The organism is Streptantibioticus ferralitis (genome assembly GCF_029223525.1).
Taxonomy (GTDB): domain Bacteria; phylum Actinomycetota; class Actinomycetes; order Streptomycetales; family Streptomycetaceae; genus Streptantibioticus_A; species Streptantibioticus_A ferralitis.
Window position 1 is genome coordinate 213,287 of sequence record NZ_JARHTQ010000012.1, and the last position, 17,385, is coordinate 230,671.

The 17,385-nt window shown below is 71.3% G+C and carries 18 protein-coding genes; 7 read left to right on the forward strand and 11 right to left on the reverse strand.

The genetic code is table 11. From position 1 onward, the window contains the following. The first annotated feature begins 1 nt into the window (after nt 1). From P2L57_RS20260 to P2L57_RS20270, 3 genes are all read left to right on the forward strand, one after another. Nucleotides 2–1,138, forward strand: coding sequence for an aminotransferase class V-fold PLP-dependent enzyme (locus P2L57_RS20260; protein WP_372515799.1), 1,137 nt, complete (start codon nt 2–4; stop codon nt 1,136–1,138). Between the two features lie 144 nt (nt 1,139–1,282). Continuing rightward, nucleotides 1,283–1,933, forward strand: a complete 651-nt coding sequence (locus tag P2L57_RS20265; protein ID WP_275816483.1) for an MOSC domain-containing protein — start codon at nt 1,283–1,285, stop codon at nt 1,931–1,933. 31 nt (nt 1,934–1,964) lie between these two features. Beyond that, the gene (locus P2L57_RS20270) at nt 1,965–2,738 is read left to right on the forward strand and encodes an SDR family NAD(P)-dependent oxidoreductase (RefSeq protein WP_275816485.1); all 774 of its coding nucleotides are present in this window, start codon (nt 1,965–1,967) and stop codon (nt 2,736–2,738) included. Nucleotides 2,739–2,910: 172 nt separating this feature from the next. Here P2L57_RS20270 and groL read toward each other — a convergent pair whose 3' ends face one another. Together groL and groES are read right to left on the reverse strand one after the other, a co-directional pair. Next, a complete protein-coding gene (gene groL, locus P2L57_RS20275; protein ID WP_275816487.1) occupies nt 2,911–4,539 on the reverse strand; it encodes a chaperonin GroEL in 1,629 nt (542 codons plus the stop codon). A gap of 140 nt (nt 4,540–4,679) precedes the next feature. Continuing rightward, nucleotides 4,680–4,988 carry a co-chaperone GroES gene (groES, locus tag P2L57_RS20280; RefSeq protein ID WP_275816489.1) on the reverse strand — a complete coding sequence of 103 codons (309 nt, stop codon included), beginning with the start codon at nt 4,986–4,988 and terminating at the stop codon, nt 4,680–4,682. Between the two features lie 351 nt (nt 4,989–5,339). Here groES and P2L57_RS20285 point away from each other — a divergent pair, with 351 nt between their 5' ends. After that, nucleotides 5,340–6,503 carry a THUMP-like domain-containing protein gene (locus P2L57_RS20285; RefSeq protein WP_275816491.1) on the forward strand — a complete coding sequence of 388 codons (1,164 nt, stop codon included), beginning with the start codon at nt 5,340–5,342 and terminating at the stop codon, nt 6,501–6,503. Nucleotides 6,504–6,508: 5 nt separating this feature from the next. Here P2L57_RS20285 and P2L57_RS20290 read toward each other — a convergent pair whose 3' ends face one another. The 5 genes from P2L57_RS20290 to tsaB all read right to left on the reverse strand — a co-directional run bounded on the left by P2L57_RS20290 (nt 6,509) and on the right by tsaB (nt 9,828). Continuing rightward, nucleotides 6,509–7,159 (reverse strand): hypothetical protein, encoded by a 651-nt coding sequence (locus P2L57_RS20290; RefSeq protein ID WP_275816493.1) that lies wholly within the window; start codon nt 7,157–7,159, stop codon nt 6,509–6,511. Nucleotides 7,160–7,354: 195 nt separating this feature from the next. Further along, on the reverse strand, nt 7,355–7,618 hold the full coding sequence (locus P2L57_RS20295; protein WP_275816495.1) for a hypothetical protein: 264 nt from the start codon (nt 7,616–7,618) through the stop codon (nt 7,355–7,357). Then, entirely contained in the window at nt 7,618–8,676 is a 1,059-nt protein-coding gene (tsaD, locus tag P2L57_RS20300) for a tRNA (adenosine(37)-N6)-threonylcarbamoyltransferase complex transferase subunit TsaD (RefSeq protein ID WP_275816497.1), read from the reverse strand. Before tsaD ends, P2L57_RS20295 begins: the two co-directional genes overlap by 1 nt. Further along, entirely contained in the window at nt 8,669–9,163 is a 495-nt protein-coding gene (gene rimI, locus P2L57_RS20305; RefSeq protein WP_275816499.1) for a ribosomal protein S18-alanine N-acetyltransferase, read from the reverse strand. Before rimI ends, tsaD begins: the two co-directional genes overlap by 8 nt. Beyond that, nucleotides 9,160–9,828, reverse strand: coding sequence for a tRNA (adenosine(37)-N6)-threonylcarbamoyltransferase complex dimerization subunit type 1 TsaB (tsaB, locus tag P2L57_RS20310; protein ID WP_275816500.1), 669 nt, complete (start codon nt 9,826–9,828; stop codon nt 9,160–9,162). The genes rimI and tsaB overlap by 4 nt, the downstream gene beginning before the upstream one ends. 312 nt (nt 9,829–10,140) lie before the next feature. On the opposite strand from tsaB, the gene P2L57_RS20315 reads away from it, so the two are divergent. Next, nucleotides 10,141–10,707, forward strand: coding sequence for a hypothetical protein (locus P2L57_RS20315; protein ID WP_275816502.1), 567 nt, complete (start codon nt 10,141–10,143; stop codon nt 10,705–10,707). 402 nt (nt 10,708–11,109) lie between these two features. Here the strand turns inward: P2L57_RS20315 and tsaE are convergent, their stop codons facing one another. The 4 genes from tsaE to P2L57_RS20335 form a co-directional block, all read right to left on the reverse strand. After that, nucleotides 11,110–11,628 carry a tRNA (adenosine(37)-N6)-threonylcarbamoyltransferase complex ATPase subunit type 1 TsaE gene (gene tsaE, locus P2L57_RS20320; protein ID WP_275816504.1) on the reverse strand — a complete coding sequence of 173 codons (519 nt, stop codon included), beginning with the start codon at nt 11,626–11,628 and terminating at the stop codon, nt 11,110–11,112. 24 nt (nt 11,629–11,652) lie between these two features. Then, complete coding sequence (locus P2L57_RS20325; RefSeq protein ID WP_275816506.1) at nt 11,653–12,864, reverse strand: alpha/beta fold hydrolase; 1,212 nt, start codon at nt 12,862–12,864, stop codon at nt 11,653–11,655. 6 nt (nt 12,865–12,870) lie between these two features. Then, a complete protein-coding gene (alr, locus tag P2L57_RS20330) occupies nt 12,871–14,091 on the reverse strand; it encodes an alanine racemase (RefSeq protein WP_275816508.1) in 1,221 nt (406 codons plus the stop codon). Between the two features lie 76 nt (nt 14,092–14,167). Beyond that, nucleotides 14,168–15,121 (reverse strand): L,D-transpeptidase, encoded by a 954-nt coding sequence (locus P2L57_RS20335; protein WP_372515800.1) that lies wholly within the window; start codon nt 15,119–15,121, stop codon nt 14,168–14,170. A 265-nt stretch (nt 15,122–15,386) separates the two neighbouring features. On the opposite strand from P2L57_RS20335, the gene glmS reads away from it, so the two are divergent. Together glmS and P2L57_RS20345 are read left to right on the forward strand one after the other, a co-directional pair. Then, nucleotides 15,387–17,234: a glutamine--fructose-6-phosphate transaminase (isomerizing) gene (gene glmS, locus P2L57_RS20340; RefSeq protein ID WP_275816512.1), complete on the forward strand. Its 1,848-nt coding sequence runs from the start codon at nt 15,387–15,389 to the stop codon at nt 17,232–17,234. Between the two features lie 7 nt (nt 17,235–17,241). After that, a partial coding sequence (locus P2L57_RS20345) for a holo-ACP synthase (protein WP_504987399.1) occupies nt 17,242–17,385 on the forward strand: 144 nt, incomplete at its 3' end.

Consider the following 17,385-nt stretch of genomic DNA (forward strand, 5'->3'; position numbering starts at 1 on the left):
CATGAGTCGCACAGACAACGGCAGCAGCAGCGCAACCCACAACGCCAACGGCGGCGGCACGCACCCCGCGCCCCACGACGGCAGCCTGGGCAGCCTGGCGGGCGATGAGTTCGCGCCCCGCACCACGTATCTGAACACCGCGTCCGCCGGCCTTGGACCCGCGAGGGCCGCGTCTGCGATCCAGCGCGCCGTACAGGGCTGGCCCATCGGGGACTTCTCCGCCTACGATCTGGCGCTGACCGCGGCCCGTGCGTCGTTCGCCCGCATCGCGGGCGTTCCCGTCGAGCGGGTCGCGGCGGGCTCGTCGGTCTCCGTGTACGCCGGGCTGATCGCGGCCGGACTGCCAGCCGGCTCCGAAGTCCTGGTCGCCGAGGGCGACTTCAGCTCATTGGTCAATCCGTTCGCGGTCCGCGCGGACCTCAAGCTCCGCACCGTGCCGCTGGAGAACGTGGCCGACGAAATCGGCGCGGGCACGGCGCTGGTGGCCGTGAGCTCCGTGCAGTCGGCCGATGGCCGGATCGCCGACCTCGACGCGATACGGACGGCGGCGGCCGCGTGCGGGACGCGCGTCCTGATCGACGCCACCCAGTCGGCGGGCTGGCTGCCGTTGCGCGCCGGTGACTTCGACTATGTGGTGTGCGCGGCCTTCAAGTGGCTGCTCTCCCCGCGCGGTGTGTGCTTCCTGGCGATAGGCGAGTCGACGGCGGCCGAACTGCCTCCCGCCTTCGCAGGCTGGCTGGCGGGGGAAGACCCGTGGCTGTCCTGCTACGGACCGGTCGCCGACCTCGCCGCCTCGGCACGGCGGTTCGACCACTCCCCGGCCTACTTGAGCTACATCGGGGCCGCCGAATCACTCGCGCTGATCGAGGAGACCGGCATCGAGACGATCAGGGCGCACAACGTGGCGCTGGCGGACCGGTTCGCGGCGGGGCTGGCCTCGTTGGGGTACGAGCCGGTGGAGACCGGCGGTTCGGCCATCGTCTCCGTGCCCGGGCTGGGCGGAGCGGCCGAGGAACTGGAGCGGGCGGGTATCCAGGCGTCGGCGCGGGCCGGCAACCTGCGGGCGTCCTTCCATCTGTACAACTCGGCCCAGGACGTGCACCGAATACTGGACGCCCTCCCGGCACACCGTCCCTGAGGCCCGCGAGCAGCCGCCCGCACACCCCTTGGACCCGCGCGTTCCTGGGGCGGGGGCTTGGACCCGTGCATTCCTGGGGCGGGGACCGGGCCGGTGCCACGCAATGCTGTCGCGCGAAGCGGCCCATGCCCGTAGCGTCGAGGTATGCGGCTGCTCTCGGTGAACATCGGTAGGGAACGACCCAACCTGTGGAAGAAGAACGCCTCGGCCACCGGGATCGACAAGCGACCGGTCGAGGGTGCGGTCGAGGTCCGGGCGCCCGGACCGAAGGGCACCGGCGCGGTCGGTCTGGCGGGCGACCGGGTACACGATGTGAAACATCACGGCGGAGACGACCAGGCCGTTTACGCCTACGCGAGGGAGGATCTGGATGACTGGCAGACGATAGTCGGCCGAGAGCTGCCCAACGGCGCCTTCGGGGAGAACCTCACCACCACCGGCCTTGATGTCAACAACGCACTGATCGGCGAGCGTTGGCGGATCGGCTCGGATGTCGTGCTCGAAGTCTCCTGCCCGCGCATTCCGTGCTCGACGTTCCAAGGCTGGCTGGGCCGTCCGGGCTGGATCAAGCAGTTCACGGTGGCCGCACTGCCCGGCCCGTATCTCCGGGTGATCGAACCCGGCGAGATCCGGGCCGGGGATCCGATCACGGTCGAGTCCCGGCCGCAGCACGGGGTGACCGTCTCCCTCACGTTTCGGGCGATGACAAGCCAACCCCATCTGCTGCCGAGGCTGTTGGAAGCGGACGCGCTCCCTGAGGAGATCAAGGAAGTCGCCCGGAAGCGGGCGAGCTGAAGTGGGGTGATCGTGGCCTAGCCTTCGCATCATGACGACTTCAGTGATCACCGGAGCGACGGCGGGTATCGGTGCCGCCTTCGCGCGGCGGCTGGCGGGCGAAGGGCACGAACTGGTCCTGGTGGCGCGCGACACGAAACGGCTGGAGGAGCACGCGCAGGAGTTGCGCCAGCGGTACGGCGTCCAGGTGCAGGTGCTGACCGCCGACCTGTCCACCGACGAGGGCATCGCGGCGGTTGAGTCACGGCTCGCCGACCGGGCCAAGCCGGTTGACGTCCTGGTGAACAACGCGGGCTTCGGCAATCGCGGCACGTTCCTCAACGTGCCCGTCGACGACGAGCTCACGATGCTCAAGGTGCACTGCGAGGCGGTACTGCGCCTCACCTACGCGGCGACGGCGGCGATGCGCGAGCGCGGCCGGGGCTTCGTCATCAACGTGGCGTCCGTGGCGGCGTTCCTGCCGCGCGGCACGTACGCGGCGAGCAAGGCGTGGGTGGTGCGGTTCACCCAGGGCGCGTCCCGTGAACTCGCCGGTAGCGGGGTGCGGTTGATGGCGTTGTGCCCGGGCTTTGTGCGGACCGAGTTCCACCAGCGGGCCGGTATGGACGCCAGCGGCATCCCCGACTGGGCCTGGCTGGATGTGGACAAGGTGGTCGCGGCGGCGATCCGGGATCTCGCGTGCGGCCGGGTGGTGAGCGTGCCGGACCTCCGGTACAAGGCCGTTGTCGGGCTGGCGAAGTTGACCCCGAGCGCGCTGTTCGCCCGGGTCTCCACCAAGGCCGGGCGACGCTTCGGTCCTCGGTAACCGTTGGTGGGACGCGGCGCCGCAACGGCGAGCGGCTCCGCACCGCGCCCGCCCGGCGTTTCCGCAAGTCGTCGCAGCGACCGCAAGGCAGCGCGAAAGGCCCCGGGCCCCACCGCTGAGCAGTGGGACCCGGGGCCGTTTCGTACGGCTACCGGCGAGGACCGGCTACAGGTCAGTGGGCGTGGCCGTGACCGTGGCTGTGACCGGCCTCGGCCGGCTCCTCTTCCTTCTTCTCGACGACCAGGGTCTCGGTCGTGAGCAGCAGGGAGGCGATCGACGCGGCGTTCTCCAGCGCGGAGCGGGTGACCTTGACCGGGTCGATGACACCGGCCTTGACCAGGTCGCCGTACTCGCCGGTCGCGGCGTTGAAGCCGTGGCCCTTGTCCAGCTCGGCCACCTTGGAGGTGATCACGTAGCCCTCAAGACCGGCGTTCTCGGCGATCCAGCGCAGCGGCTCGACCACGGCGCGGCGCACGACCACGACACCGGTGGCCTCGTCGCCCTCCTTGCCCAGCGAGTCGCCGAGCACCTTGGCGGCGTGCACCAGCGCCGAGCCACCACCGGAGACGATGCCCTCCTCGACCGCGGCGCGGGTCGCGGAAATGGCGTCCTCCAGACGGTGCTTGCGCTCCTTCAGCTCGACCTCGGTGGCCGCGCCGACGCGGATCACGCAGACACCACCGGCCAGCTTGGCGAGGCGCTCCTGGAGCTTCTCGCGGTCCCAGTCGGAGTCGGTCGCGGCGATCTCGGCCTTGATCTGGTTGATCCGGCCCTCCAGCTCGGCCTTGTCGCCCGCGCCGTCGACGATGGTGGTGTCGTCCTTGGTGACGGTCACGCGGCGGGCGGTGCCCAGCACGTCCAGGCCGACCTGGTCGAGCTTGAGGCCGACCTCCTCGGCGACCACGGTGGCGCCGGTGAGAACCGCCATGTCGCCGAGCATCGCCTTGCGGCGGTCGCCGAAGCCGGGGGCCTTGACCGCGACCGCGTTGAAGGTGCCGCGGATCTTGTTGACGACGAGGGTGGACAGCGCCTCGCCCTCGACGTCCTCGGCGATGATCAGCAGCGGCTTGCTGGCGCCCGCCTGGATGATCTTCTCCAGCAGCGGCAGCAGGTCCTGGATCGAGGAGATCTTGCCCTGGTGGATCAGGATGTACGGGTCCTCGAGGACCGCTTCCATCCGCTCCTGGTCGGTGACGAAGTACGGCGAGAGGTAGCCCTTGTCGAAGGCCATGCCCTCGGTGAAGTCCAGTTCGAGACCGAAGGTGTTGGACTCCTCGACGGTGATGACACCGTCCTTGCCCACCTTGTCCATGGCCTCGGCGATCAGCTCGCCGACCTGCTTGTCCTGGGCGGACAGCGCGGCGACGGCGGCGATGTCGTCCTTGCCCTCGATAGCGCGGGCACCGGCGAGCAGTTCGTCGGAGACGGCCTTGACGGCGGCGTCGATGCCCTTCTTCAGGGCGGCCGGGGAGGCTCCGGCGGCGACGTTGCGCAGACCCTCGCGGACCAGGGCCTGGGCCAGCACGGTGGCGGTGGTGGTGCCGTCACCCGCGATGTCGTTGGTCTTGGTCGCCACCTCCTTGACGAGCTGGGCGCCCAGGTTCTCGTACGGGTCGTCGATCTCGACCTCGCGCGCGATGGTCACACCGTCGTTGGTGATGGTCGGAGCGCCGAACTTCTTGTCGATGACGACGTTGCGGCCCTTGGGGCCGATGGTCACCTTGACGGTGTCGGCAAGCTTGTTGACGCCGCGCTCAAGAGCGCGACGGGCGTCCTCGTCGAACTTCAGGATCTTGGCCATACCTACGTACTACCTCGTCTATTCCTCGTCAGAGACCACGCCCCGGGTCCCCGGCCCAAAGGGACGCGGACCCGGGGCGGGTCACGGCTGCATGTAGTGGAGCCGGTCGGTACGGCCCCGCGTGGCGGGGGCGCCCCGGATTACTTCTCGACGATCGCGAGAACGTCGCGAGCCGAGAGGACGAGGTACTCCTCGTTGTTGTACTTGACCTCGGTGCCGCCGTACTTGCTGTACAGCACGACGTCGCCGACCTTGACGTCAAGCTCGACGCGCTTGCCGTCCTCGAAGCGGCCCGGACCGACGGCGAGGACGACGCCCTCCTGGGGCTTCTCCTTCGCGGTGTCCGGGATGACCAGGCCCGAGGCCGTGGTCTGCTCGGCGTCGAGCGGCTGGACCACGATGCGGTCCTCAAGCGGCTTGATGGCAACCTTGGTGCTGGCGGTCGTCACGATCCGACCTCCCCCTTCGGAGAGTTCACAGGAGTGTGTGTCTTGGGGTGGCGACCTGGTAGATCCGTCGTCGCGGGTGCCGGACCTGCCTCGTCGCTATTGGCACTCTGCGGTGCGGAGTGCCAGGGCCGAGCCTAGAACTCCGTTAGCACTCGGTCAAGCGGAGTGCCAGCGCGCCTCCGGCGCGGGGTCAGGGGTTTTTCCGGGGGCGAAGCCCCCGGACCGCCAGCTCGGGGCTGTGCCCCAGGCCCCGCACGGGTTGCGGCCCGGACCGCCGACTCGGGGCTGTGCCCCGGACCCCGCGCGGGGCGGGCCCGTCGGTGGTGCCAGGTGGGCTGGGAGAATGGTGGGGTGGATCTTGACGCGTTCTCCTCGCTCCTGACCGGTGAAGGGCAGGCGCTGCTCGCATCGCTGCGGGACTACGACCCGTCCGACGAGCTAGGCACGGCGACCAGGTTGCGGCGGCAGTACCCGGCCTCGCTGGTTTCGGCGGCGCTGGGGCAGGCGCGGTTGCGGCAGCGGGCGGAGGCGAAGTTCGGTGCGGACGCGTACCGCATGTACTTCACGCCGGACGGCGTGGAGCAGGCGACCCGTACCGCCGTCGCCGAGCACCGTGCCGCCCGGTTCGCCGGGTTGGGCGTGCGGCGCCTGGCCGATCTGTGCTGCGGCATCGGCGGCGACGCGATCGCGCTGGCGCGCGCCGGGATCGATGTACTCGCCGTTGACCGCTCGCCGTTGACCTGCGCGGTGGCCGAGGCGAACGCTCGCTCGCTGGGCCTGGACGAGCACATCCAGGTGCGGTGCGCGGACGTCACAGAGGTGGTGACGGACCGATACGACGCCGTGTTCGTCGACCCGGCCCGGCGCGGCGGACGCGGCCGGGTCTTCGACCCCGAGGCCTACTCGCCACCGCTGTCCTGGGCGGTGGCCGCCGCCCGCCGCGCCCCGCACGCCGCGCTCAAGGTCGCGCCCGGCATCCCGCACGAAGCGGTGCCGGAGGAGGCCGAGGCGGAGTGGGTCTCGGACCGGGGGGATGTGAAGGAAGCCGTGCTGTGGTTCGGAACGCAGCCGGGCGGGCGTCGCGCTACCCTGCTGCCCGACGGCGCCGCGTTGACCGGCGGCGGCCTGCCGGTACCGCCCGTCGGCCCGGTCGGGCGGTACCTGTACGAGCCGGACGGCGCCGTGATCCGCGCGCACCTGGTGGCGGAGGCCGCGGCGCGGCTCGACGGCCGTCTCATCGACGAGACGATCGCCTACATCACGGCGGACGAGCTGCGCCCCACCCCGTACGCCACCGCCTACCAGATCACCGACACACTGCCGTTCAACCTCAAGAGGCTCAAGGCACTGCTGCGCGAACGCGAGGTCGGCACGCTCACCGTCAAGAAGCGCGGCTCGGCCGTCGAACCGGAGGAACTGCGCAGGCGGATCAAACCGCAAGGACCGAACGCGGCGACCGTACTGCTCACCAGGGTCGCCGGGGCACCGACCATGCTCATCGGCGCTCCGGCTTGACGGCGTCAACTCCCGGACGGGGCCTGGCCGGACGGGCCGGGTGGGCCCTGGTCGCCCGGCCGGGGACGGGCACCGGGTTCGGTGAGGCGGTCCAGCTCCCTGCGCATACGCGTCGCCGCCTGTTCCGCCGCGTCCGCGAGGGAAGCGAGGATGTCGCCGTTGACGGCGTAGGAGATGGTTTCCAGTCCGGTGTCGGAAGGGCGGCCGGTGGGGCCGAGGTGCGCGGAGCGCAGATGGTACGCCGTCTGACCGGCGGCGGTGATCATGGCGGTGAGGAACTCCCGGGTGGCGATCAGGAGTTCGTGCTGCGGACGACCGTCCCCCTCCGCGCCGAACAGCGCCCGGACGTACTCCGCGGCCAGGCCGAGATGGGTGATCAGGTGTTCGTGGACCGGGAGATGGCGGTGCTCGGGATACTCGTGCACGTTCTGCACACCGCGCGCCAGGACCGCCGGGCCGCCGTACACAAGCTGCGGATCAGCGGCCGTCTCACGGTACGGGGCTACGGCCGCGGCCAGTAGCGTGGCGTGCTGGAAGGCGAGATCGGCCACCGGGTCATCGACACGCTCGGGACTGCGACCGAGGACCACGAGGGCCGCGGCAACAGAGTCCGCGCGCTGGCGCAGTCTCCTGCGGCCGCTCTCCGGCTCCTCCAACGGGCACCCCCTCGGATCAACGGCGTCAACGACGCCCGTCAGCCTACGAACCGCCACCCCACCCAAGGGATATGGTCGCGGCCAATCCCACCTATACGAGGGAACCTGGCGACGAGCCCGTTCAGCGGCCGGGAAACGGGTACGGCTACCCGACGGAGCCGCGAACCGCCGTCAACCCGATGGGAACGGCTGGGCTCACTCGCCGACCGACTCGAACCGCCAGCGGTGGACCGCACGGCGCACCAGATCCTCTGGCGGATCGGGGAGTTCCGGCACTACGGCCTCGTACGAACCCTCCCACCAGGTGATCGCGAGCACCCGGTCCTCGGGAGCGGTGAAAACCTCTCGGCGCAGCGGCTGACGCTCATCGTCCGACCGCTGGGTCCGTACCCACGCCAGGAGCTCCGCGCCGCGGCCCGGCACGGCGCGCGCCTCCCACATCAGCGCGACGGTCGGCATCACGCGGCGTGGTGCCGGCCGGGGACATGCGGCTCGGTCACCGGGAGCGAGGAGTCGGCGGGCAGCTCCCAGTCCGAGGCGGCACGGCCGCGCGCCACCATCTCGGCGCCCAGCGCGGCGACCATCGCGCCGTTGTCGGTGCACAGCTTGGGGCGGGGCACCCGCAGTTCGATCCCGGCCGCCGCACAGCGTTCCTCGGCCATCGCCCGCAGCCGCGAGTTGGCCGCGACACCGCCACCCATCATCAGATGGTCCACGCCGTGGTCCTTGCAGGCGCGGATCGCCTTGCGGGTCAGTACGTCGGTCACCGCCTCCTGGAACGACGCCGCCACATCCGCCACCGGCACCGTCTCGCCCGCGGCGCGCCGGGCCTCGATCCACCGCGCCACCGAGGTCTTCAGACCGGAGAACGAGAAGTCGTACAGGGGGTCGCGCGGCCCGGTCAGCCCGCGCGGGAAGCGGATCGCGTCGGGATCGCCCTCCCGCGCGTACCGGTCGATGACCGGGCCGCCGGGGAAGCCCAGGCCCAGCACCCGCGCGACCTTGTCGAACGCCTCGCCCGCCGCGTCGTCGATGGTCGAGCCGAGCGACCGCACGTCCGAGGTGATGTCCGGCGCCAGCAGCAGCGAGGAGTGGCCGCCGGACACCAGCAGCGCCATCGTCGGCTCGGGCAACGCGCCGTGCTCCAACTGGTCGACGCAGATGTGCGAGGCGAGATGGTTGACCCCGTAGAGCGGCTTGCCCAGCGCGTACGCGTACGCCTTCGCCGCCGAGACGCCGACCAGCAGTGCTCCGGCCAGCCCGGGGCCCGCGGTCACCGCGATGCCGTCCAGATCGCTCGCCGAGACCCCGGCGTCCTTGAGCGCCCGCTGAATGGTCGGAACCATCGCCTCCAGATGCGCACGGCTGGCGACCTCCGGCACCACACCGCCGAACCTGGCGTGTTCGTCCACGCTCGTCGCGACCGCGTCGGCCAGCAGCGTGTGGCCCCGGACGACACCCACGCCGGTCTCGTCGCAGGAGGTCTCGATACCGAGGACGAGGGGTTCGTCAGCCATGGATCAATCCTTGCAGGGGTACAGAGGAAGGGTCGGTCAGTCGCATGACAAGGGCGTCCACGTTGCCCGGCTGGTAGTAGCCGCGCCGGAAGCCGATCGGCTCGAAGCCGAAGCGCTCGTACAGGCGCTGGGCGCGGGTGTTGTCCACCCGCACCTCCAGGAGCACCTCGCGGCACTCCATGGCGGTGGCCTGCCGCAGCAGATCGCCGAGCAGCCGGGCGCCGAGTCCGGTCCCCCAGTAGTCGGTGGCGACCGCGATGGTCTGTACGTCACCGGTTCCGGCCACCGCCGCCAGTCCGGCGTAGCCGACGATCCGGCCGCCGTCCTCGGCCACCACGTAGTAGCGGGTGGCCTCCCGGTGGCGCGCACCGGCCAGCTCCGACCAGAACATGCCGCGCGACCACGCGTCGTCCGGAAACAGCGCTTCCTCAAGCGCCATCACCGGCTCGAGGTCCCACCAGCGCATCTCGCGCAGGGCGGTGGTCATTTCGGCATGACCAGCTTGTATCCGGCGGGCACCTGGGCGTCCGGACGCCGCAGATAGAGCGGCAGCGCGGGCAGGAACTCCTCGCCGCGCGCGAGCCGTTCGGACGCCAGGGCCGCCAGGGCGGCGGCGGACTGGTGCACAGGGGCCTGCGGGCGGACGCCGGTGAAGACCTCGGGGTAGAGCGCGGCGCCCGCGCCGACGGCCGGGAGCCCGGCCACCTCGTCGGCGATGTCGGCCGGGCGGTCGACGGCGGGGTCGGTGATCCGGGTGCGGGGGTCGCCGTATCGCGCCCAGTACACCTCCTTGCGGCGGGCGTCGGTCGCCACGACGAACGGGCCGTCCAGATCGTCCGCCTGCCCGGCCGCGTACGCGATGCCGTCGAGCGTGCAGACGCCGTACACGGGGACGCCGAGGGCGTCGCCGAAGGCGGCGGCGGTCACCAGCCCCACCCGCAGACCGGTGTACGGCCCGGGGCCGACGCCGACCACGATGCCGGTCACCGCGTCCAGCTTCACGCCCGCCTCACGCAGCACCTCGTCCACCGTGGGCAGCAGCAGCTCGCCGTGCCGGCGGGCGTCGACCTGCGTCGACTCGGCGCGGACGGCGGTGCCGTCATGGACGGCGGCGGTGATGGCGGGGGTGGCGGTGTCGAAGGCGAGTAGCACGGGATACAGCCTACGGCGCGTTTCGCGGTCCTCTTTTGGGGTCCGGTGCGCGGTGGCCGGTGCTGAGGAAGGTTCTCGCCCACCCATCCTTTTCGCAGTCAAGGACGCGAGAGGGTGTGCCGGGGTGTCCCCACTGCGGCCCCGGGAAGCACCCGCAGTCGACCACGCGGGCGGAGTGCGGAGACACCCCGGCGCGCCCCCGCCCCACAACCGACCGTGCGCGACGGCACGCGAAGGCCGACGGCGACGGGTGGCCGGGAGGGCGAAAAACCCGCACGCCAACGCGTAGTGACCGGGTGCTAACGTCTCCCCATGGCAAGGATTGCCTCCGGCACGATCGTCACCGGCCTCACCGCCGCCGCGCTAGCGGCCATCGGCGTGCTGGCGTGGCAGGCATCGGCCGCCCCCGATCACACCGGCAAGTCGCACACCGCGCCCAGCGCTTCCGCCGCCGCCCAGCCGAGTGCCGCTCCCTCGGCGGCGCCCTCCCCCGAGCCCACCGCGCTGCCCGCCGACTCCGGTCACGGCAAGCGCGTCGTCTACTCCCTGCAGCAGCACCGCGTGTGGCTGGTGTCCGCCAGCGACCAGGTCGAGCACACCTACAACGTCACCCCGGGATCGGTCTCCCCGGGCCCGGGCACGTACACGGTGACCTCCCGGTCGGAGCGGGTTACCGGCACCGACGGGGTGCCGATCGAGCATGTGGTGCGCTTCGCCGTGGTGCGGGGTACGACGATCGGGTTCTCCGCCGCCGTGGACGGGTCCGCGTCGACACCGCAGACCGGGAAGAAGACCGGCGGCGTCCGCGAGCAGACGGCGGACGGCGCCGCGATGTGGCAGTTCGCGCTGATCGGCGCGAAGGTGATCGTCGTCCGGTGAGCACCGTCCGCACGATTACGCCGGACGAGCGACACCCCTAGGCGGCGTCACGCTTACGCTTCGCGCCATCCGGGTCCGCGGCAGTGGGCTCCTGGGGCGCCCGGGGCGGTGTGCAGACCGCTTCCGCCGCCGCACCCGCTGCCAGCAGGGCACTCATCGGCGGCATCGGTGTCTCATCCCGGGAATCGCGCGATTCCCGGGAGTCCTTGGCACGGCCATCGGCCGACATGTCGCCTCCCGGGCCAGAACTTAGGCAGGCCTAACCAACCTCTGACCTCAAGCACACCATGCCCGGCGCCCCCCGCGCAACATCTTCCCGACGTCCTGTCGGAATACCGTTGCGAAAGATCACACAGACGGGAAAGAGCACCCGGACACATCAGCCGCACACGGGCGCCCCACCTACCCGAGCGCCGCCAACGAGACATCCGCCCACCGCGCCCCGACCCCGGTGATCGACACGTCCCGCACATCGTGCGCCTCGTCGCCGGTACCGCGGTGGATGACGACATGCAGCCGTTCGTCCGACAGCCCCTCGACCTTGCCCTCGCCCCACTCCACGACCACCACCGACTCGGTCAGCGACACATCGAGGTCGAGGTCCTCCATCTCGTCGAGCCCGCCGCCCAGCCGGTACGCGTCCACATGCACCAGCGCGGGGCCGCCGGTCAGCGAGGGATGGACCCGCGCGATCACGAACGTGGGCGAGGTGACCGCACCCCGTACGCCCAGCCCCTCGCCGAGCCCGCGGGTCAGCGTGGTCTTCCCCGCGCCCAGCTCTCCGCTGAGCAGCACCAGATCACCCGGCCGAAGCAGCGCGGCGAGCCGCCGGCCCAGCTCCCGCATGCGGTCAGCGGTCTCGACGGTGATCCGTGCCCGTACGTCCACGGCCCGTACGTCCAAGTCCTGCCTTGTACCCATGGTTGTCGATGCTACGCAAGGCGGCTACGCCCCCGCGGGCTCCGTCACCTCGTCGCCGGAGGCCAGCGCCCGTACCGCGTCCGGCAGCGGCGCCCGTACCGCGTCCGCGGCGCGCGCCAGCAGCGCGGCGAGATGGGCGTTGACCACCTCCGGATGCTCCAGCATCACCAGATGGCCCGCGGCGGGGACGATGACGAGCTCCGCGTTCGGCAGCCGCTCGACGATCGCCGCACCGTGGTCGCTGGGCGTCAGCAGGTCCTTGTCGCCCGCCATCACCAGCGCGGGACGGCCGTCCAGGAAGGCGAGCGACTCCGCCTTGTCGTGCTCGGTGAAGGCCGGATAGAACTCGGCGACCACATCGATCGGCGTTGACTCGATCATGCGCTCGGCCAGCCGGGCGATCGCCGGATCGACCTCCGAGCCGAACGAGTAGCGCTTGATGACCCCGGCGAACAGGTCGGCGGTGACCCGCCTGCCCCGCTCGACCAGCGTCGCCTGGCTGCCCAGCGCCCGCAGCACGCCGGGGGCCAGCACGCGGAACGCCCGGGCGCCCATCGCGGGCAGACCGAGCGGCACGGCGGACAGCTTGCCCGCCGAGGTCCCTACCAGGAAGACGCCCGCGACCCGCTCCCGCACCAGCTCGGGGAACTGTGCGGCGAACGCCATGACCGTCATGCCGCCCATCGAGTGTCCGGCCAGCACCAGCGGCCCCTCGGGGGCGGCCGCGTCGATGACCGCCTTGAGGTCGCGGCCCAGCTGGTCGATGGTGGCCGTCTCGCCGTCGAGCTGGGCCCGGCCGCGCTCGGAGCGGCCGTGGCTGCGCTGGTCCCAGTAGACGGCCCGTACGTTGCCGCGCAACGCCAGCCGCTGGAAGTGCCAGGCGTCCTGACTCAGGCAGTAGCCGTGACTGAACACGACGGTGAGCGGCGCGGTTCCGTTGCGGCGGAAGATCCCCGGCCGTCCCCGGCTGTCCGGCGCGGCCTCCTCGACCTCGTACTCCAGCGCGGTGCCGTCCTCGGCGTACGCCACACCGGGCGTACCGCGCAGCGTGCCGTACGGGCCCGTCGAGTCCAGCGTGAGCCGCGCCTTGCTGCGTATGCCTCGGCCGACCGTCATCCGCTCTATCGCGACACCCGCGGCGGCGCCCGCCGCGAGCACACCGATCGCCGCGCCGACGAACCCCGCGGACCTGCCCGCGGACTTCAGCGCCCTGCCGCTACCGTTGCTGTCAGTCATCGTGGATCAGATACCCCCCGTGCCGACCTGTCTCCCACTGCCCCCGGCGTCCGCATCGGCCGAGTCGACGTACACGCGCGGCACCCGGGAGCCGATCCGGGTGACGATCTCATACGCGATGGTCCCGCACGCCCGCGCCCAGTCCTCGACGGTCGGCTCGCCGTGGTCGCCGGGGCCGAACAGCACGGCCCGGTCGCCCACCAGCGCGTTGTCCCCGCCGAGGTCCACCACGAACTGGTCCATCGCCACCCGCCCGGCCACCGTGCGCCACTTGCCCGCGACCAGCACCGGACCGGCGTTCGAGGCGTGCCGCGGAATACCGTCCGCGTAACCGGCCGGCACCAGCGCGAGGGTGGTCTCGCCCGGGGTGGTGTACAGGTGCCCGTAGCTGACGCCATGGCCGCCGGGCACCCGCTTGACCTGTGCCAGGGTCGCCTGGAGCGTCATCACCGGGCGCAGCCCGAAGTCCGCGGGAGCGCCGACCTGCGGCACCGGCGAGACACCGTAGACGGCGAGGCCGGTGCGAACCAGGTCGAAATGCGTCTCGGGAAGCGTCAGCGTCGCGGGCGAGTTGGCGATGTGCCGTACCTCGGGCTCAAGGCCCGCCGCCTCGGCGGCGCCCAACGCCTCGTGGAACAGGGCGAGTTGGGTGGCGATCGACGGGTGGCCCGGCTCGTCCGCGCAGGCGAAGTGCGACCAGATTCCGGTGACCTTGGCCAGCCCCGCCACCTCGGCGGCGCGGGCGGCGGCGACCAGTTCCGGCCAGTCGGCGGGCTGGCAGCCGTTGCGCCCCAGGCCGGTGTCGGCCTTGAGCTGGATACGGGCCGGTCGGCCGGCGGCGCGGGCGGCGGCGGTCACCTCGCGCAGCGCCCACATGCCGCTCACCGACACATCGACATCCGCCTCGATCGCCGCACGCCACGGCCCGCCGGGAGTCCACAGCCAGCACAGCATCCGGCCGTCCACCCCCGCGGCGCGCAGCGCCAGCGCCTCCTGCGGGGTGGCGGTACCGAGCCAGGACGCACCGGCCGCACGGGCGGCCCGCGCACAGGCGAGCGCGCCGTGCCCGTACCCGTCCGCCTTCACCACGGCCATCACCGCGGCCCCGCCCGTGCGGGCACGCAGCGCCGCCACGTTGGCCCGCAGTGCGGCGAGGTCGATCTCGGCCCACACCCGCATGGCCGTCCCGGCCGCCTGGTCCTGGTCCTCATCAAGTGCAGCGTTCATCCCCGCCAGTGTCTCAGGCGGGGCGCCGCTCGTGCCTATGGCATTCGCCTCACGCCCGGGCCGGAACCGCACCGGGCTAGTCGTCATTGTTCTCCATTTGTCTGACCCCCCACACGTAGACCCGGTCGCCCTGCTGCAGCACGTCCCACAGCTCCTGCGCGTCCCGCATCCGCAGGTTCACACAGCCGTAGGAGCCGTCCGGGCCGTAGACGTTGCCGATGATCCCGTGCAGCGCCTGGCCACCGGAGAAGAACTGGGAGAACGGCATCGGGGTGCCGTAGATGGTCGACACATGGTCGCGGTGCCGCCAGTAGACGGTGTGCATGCCGTTGCGGGTCCGATACCCGGGCAGACCGGTACGTACCGGGACCGGGCCGAAGACGATCTCGTTGCCGTTCTGGACCCACATCTCCTGGTAGTCCTGGTCCACACAGGCGATCCGGTAGGGGCCGGCGGGGCAGTTCCACCTGTTGCTCGACCTGATCAGCGCCTTCCTGGCAGCCGCGCGGGTGCGCACCGAGTCGCGCATCATCCCCCAGGTGACCGGACCGGCGAAGCCGATGGCCGGGCGGACGCCATGGGTGCGCTGGTAGCCGCGGATCGCCAGACAGGTGGTGCGGGTCTGCCGGTTGCGGACCAGCAGATGCAGGAAGCGCGCGATCTGGCGCTGGTACGGGCCGGCGTGGCGGGAGCAGTACCGGTGAGCTCCCTTGGTCCGCACCGCGCGGGCGTCGTCCACCGGAACATACTCGGTGAGCCGCGCCGCCCGCACCTGCGCGGGGGTCAGCACCGGCCTCCGATGCATCCGGGCCGGGTTGCGGCCGTATGTGATCTTCGGCGCATACGACTCGTCGGGCGTCACCGCCACACCTCGGGGCAGCGGCACGCCCGGCACCAGCCGGTGCAGCGGTACCCGTGAGCCTCCGGATCTGCCGACCGCCACGGCGGTCCCGCCGCCCAACAGCAACGGCAGCACCGTGACCGCCGTGAGCAGCGCCGCCCAGGCTCGCAACCTCACCACACCAGCCATCGCACCGGCCTTTCGTCAGCCGCGCGGCCCAGCCGCGCACCGGATAAGACGGCATAAGTCGTACGACAATCACACCCACGCCCCAGGTACCCCCGCCGTACGACGGGACGCGGTCCACCCGGCTAGCCCACCCGAAGCGCCCCACGCCACAGCGACACACCCGCCCCGCCACCACCCCCATGCCCCGCGACGGCACACCCCCGCAGACGGCTCCGCACCACCTGGACGCGCAGCCCTCCTCCCCACGCCCCCTAAGCTGACCCCCATGTGCGGAATCGTTGGATACGTGGGCGGCCAGAACGCCCTCGACGTTGTCATCACCGGTCTCAAGCGTCTGGAGTACCGCGGCTATGACTCGGCCGGGGTGGCCTTGCTCGCCGACGGCGGGCTGGCCGCCGCCAAGAAGGCGGGCAAGCTGGCCAACCTGGAGAAGGCACTGGCCGACCGGCCGCTGCCCACCGGCACCACCGGCATCGGCCACACCCGCTGGGCCACCCACGGTGCCCCCAACGACGCCAACGCCCACCCGCACCTGGACAACGCCGGACGGGTCGCCGTCGTACACAACGGCATCATCGAGAACTTCGCGGAACTGCGCGCCGAACTCACCGACCGCGGCCATGAGTTGCTCTCCGAAACCGACACCGAGGTGGTCTCCCACCTGCTCGCCGAGGCGTACTCCTCGGCCGGGGACCTGGCCGAGGCGATGCGCCAGGTGTCCCGCCGCCTGGACGGCGCGTTCACGCTGGTGGCGGTGAGCGCCGACGCGCCCGACGTGGTCGTCGCCGCGCGCCGCAACTCCCCGCTGGTCGTCGGCGTCGGCGACGGCGAGAACTTCCTCGCGTCCGACGTGGCCGCCTTCATCGCGTACACCCGGGACGCCATCGAGCTCGGCCAGGACCAGGTCGTCGAGCTGCGCCGGGACGCGGTCACCATCACCGACTTCGACGGGAACCCCGGCACCTTCCGCGAGTACCACGTGGACTGGGACGCCTCGGCCGCCGAGAAGGCGGGCTACGACTACTTCATGCTCAAGGAGATCGCCGAACAGCCCAAGGCGGTCGCCGACACCCTGCTCGGCCGGATCGACGCCAGCGGTCGGCTCACGCTGGACGAGGTCCGGATCGACGCACACACGCTGCGCGAGATCGACAAGATCGTGATCGTGGCGTGCGGCACGGCGTTCCACGCCGGAATGATCGCCAAGTACGCCATCGAGCACTGGACCCGCATCCCCTGCGAGACGGAACTCGCCAGCGAGTTCCGGTACCGGGACCCGATCCTCGACCCGCGCACCCTGGTCGTCGCGATCAGCCAGTCCGGCGAGACGATGGACACCCTGATGGCCTTGCGGCACGCCCGCGAGCAGGGCTCGAAGGTCCTGGCCATCTGCAACACCAACGGCTCCACCATCCCGCGCGAGTCCGACGCCGTGCTCTACACGCACGCCGGTCCCGAGGTGGCGGTGGCGTCCACCAAGGCGTTCCTGACCCAGCTCGTCGCCTGCTACCTCGTCGCCCTCTACCTGGGCCAGGTGCGCGGCACCAAGTGGGGCGACGAGATCTACACCGTGGTCCGTGAACTGTCCGACATCGCCAAGCAGGTTGACCAGGTCCTGGAGACCATGGAGCCGGTACGGGAGCTGGCGCGCTCCCTGAAGGACAAGAACACGGTGCTGTTCCTGGGCCGCCATGTCGGCTACCCGGTCGCACTGGAAGGCGCGTTGAAGCTCAAGGAACTCGCCTACATGCACGCGGAGGGCTTCGCGGCGGGCGAGTTGAAGCACGGGCCGATCGCCCTCATCGAGGACGATCTGCCGGTCGTCGTCGTGGTGCCGTCACCGCGCGGCCGGTCCGTGCTGCACGACAAGATCGTCTCCAACATCCAGGAGATCCGGGCGCGGGGCGCGAGGACGATCGTCATCGCCGAAGAGGGCGACGAGACGGTGGTCCCCTACGCGGACCACCTGATCCGCATCCCGGCCACCCCGACCCTGCTGCAACCGCTCGTCGCCACCGTTCCGTTGCAGGTCTTCGCCTGCGAGTTGGCGACCGCGCGCGGCAACGAGGTCGACCAGCCAAGGAACTTGGCGAAGTCGGTAACGGTGGAGTGATCGCCGAATGATCATCGGGGTGGGCATCGACGTCGCCGAGATCGCCCGCTTCGGCGCTGCGCTGGAGCGGACGCCCACCATGGCGGAGCGGCTGTTCACCGACGACGAGCTGTACCTGCCGGGCGGCGAGCGACGCGGCATCGCGTCGCTC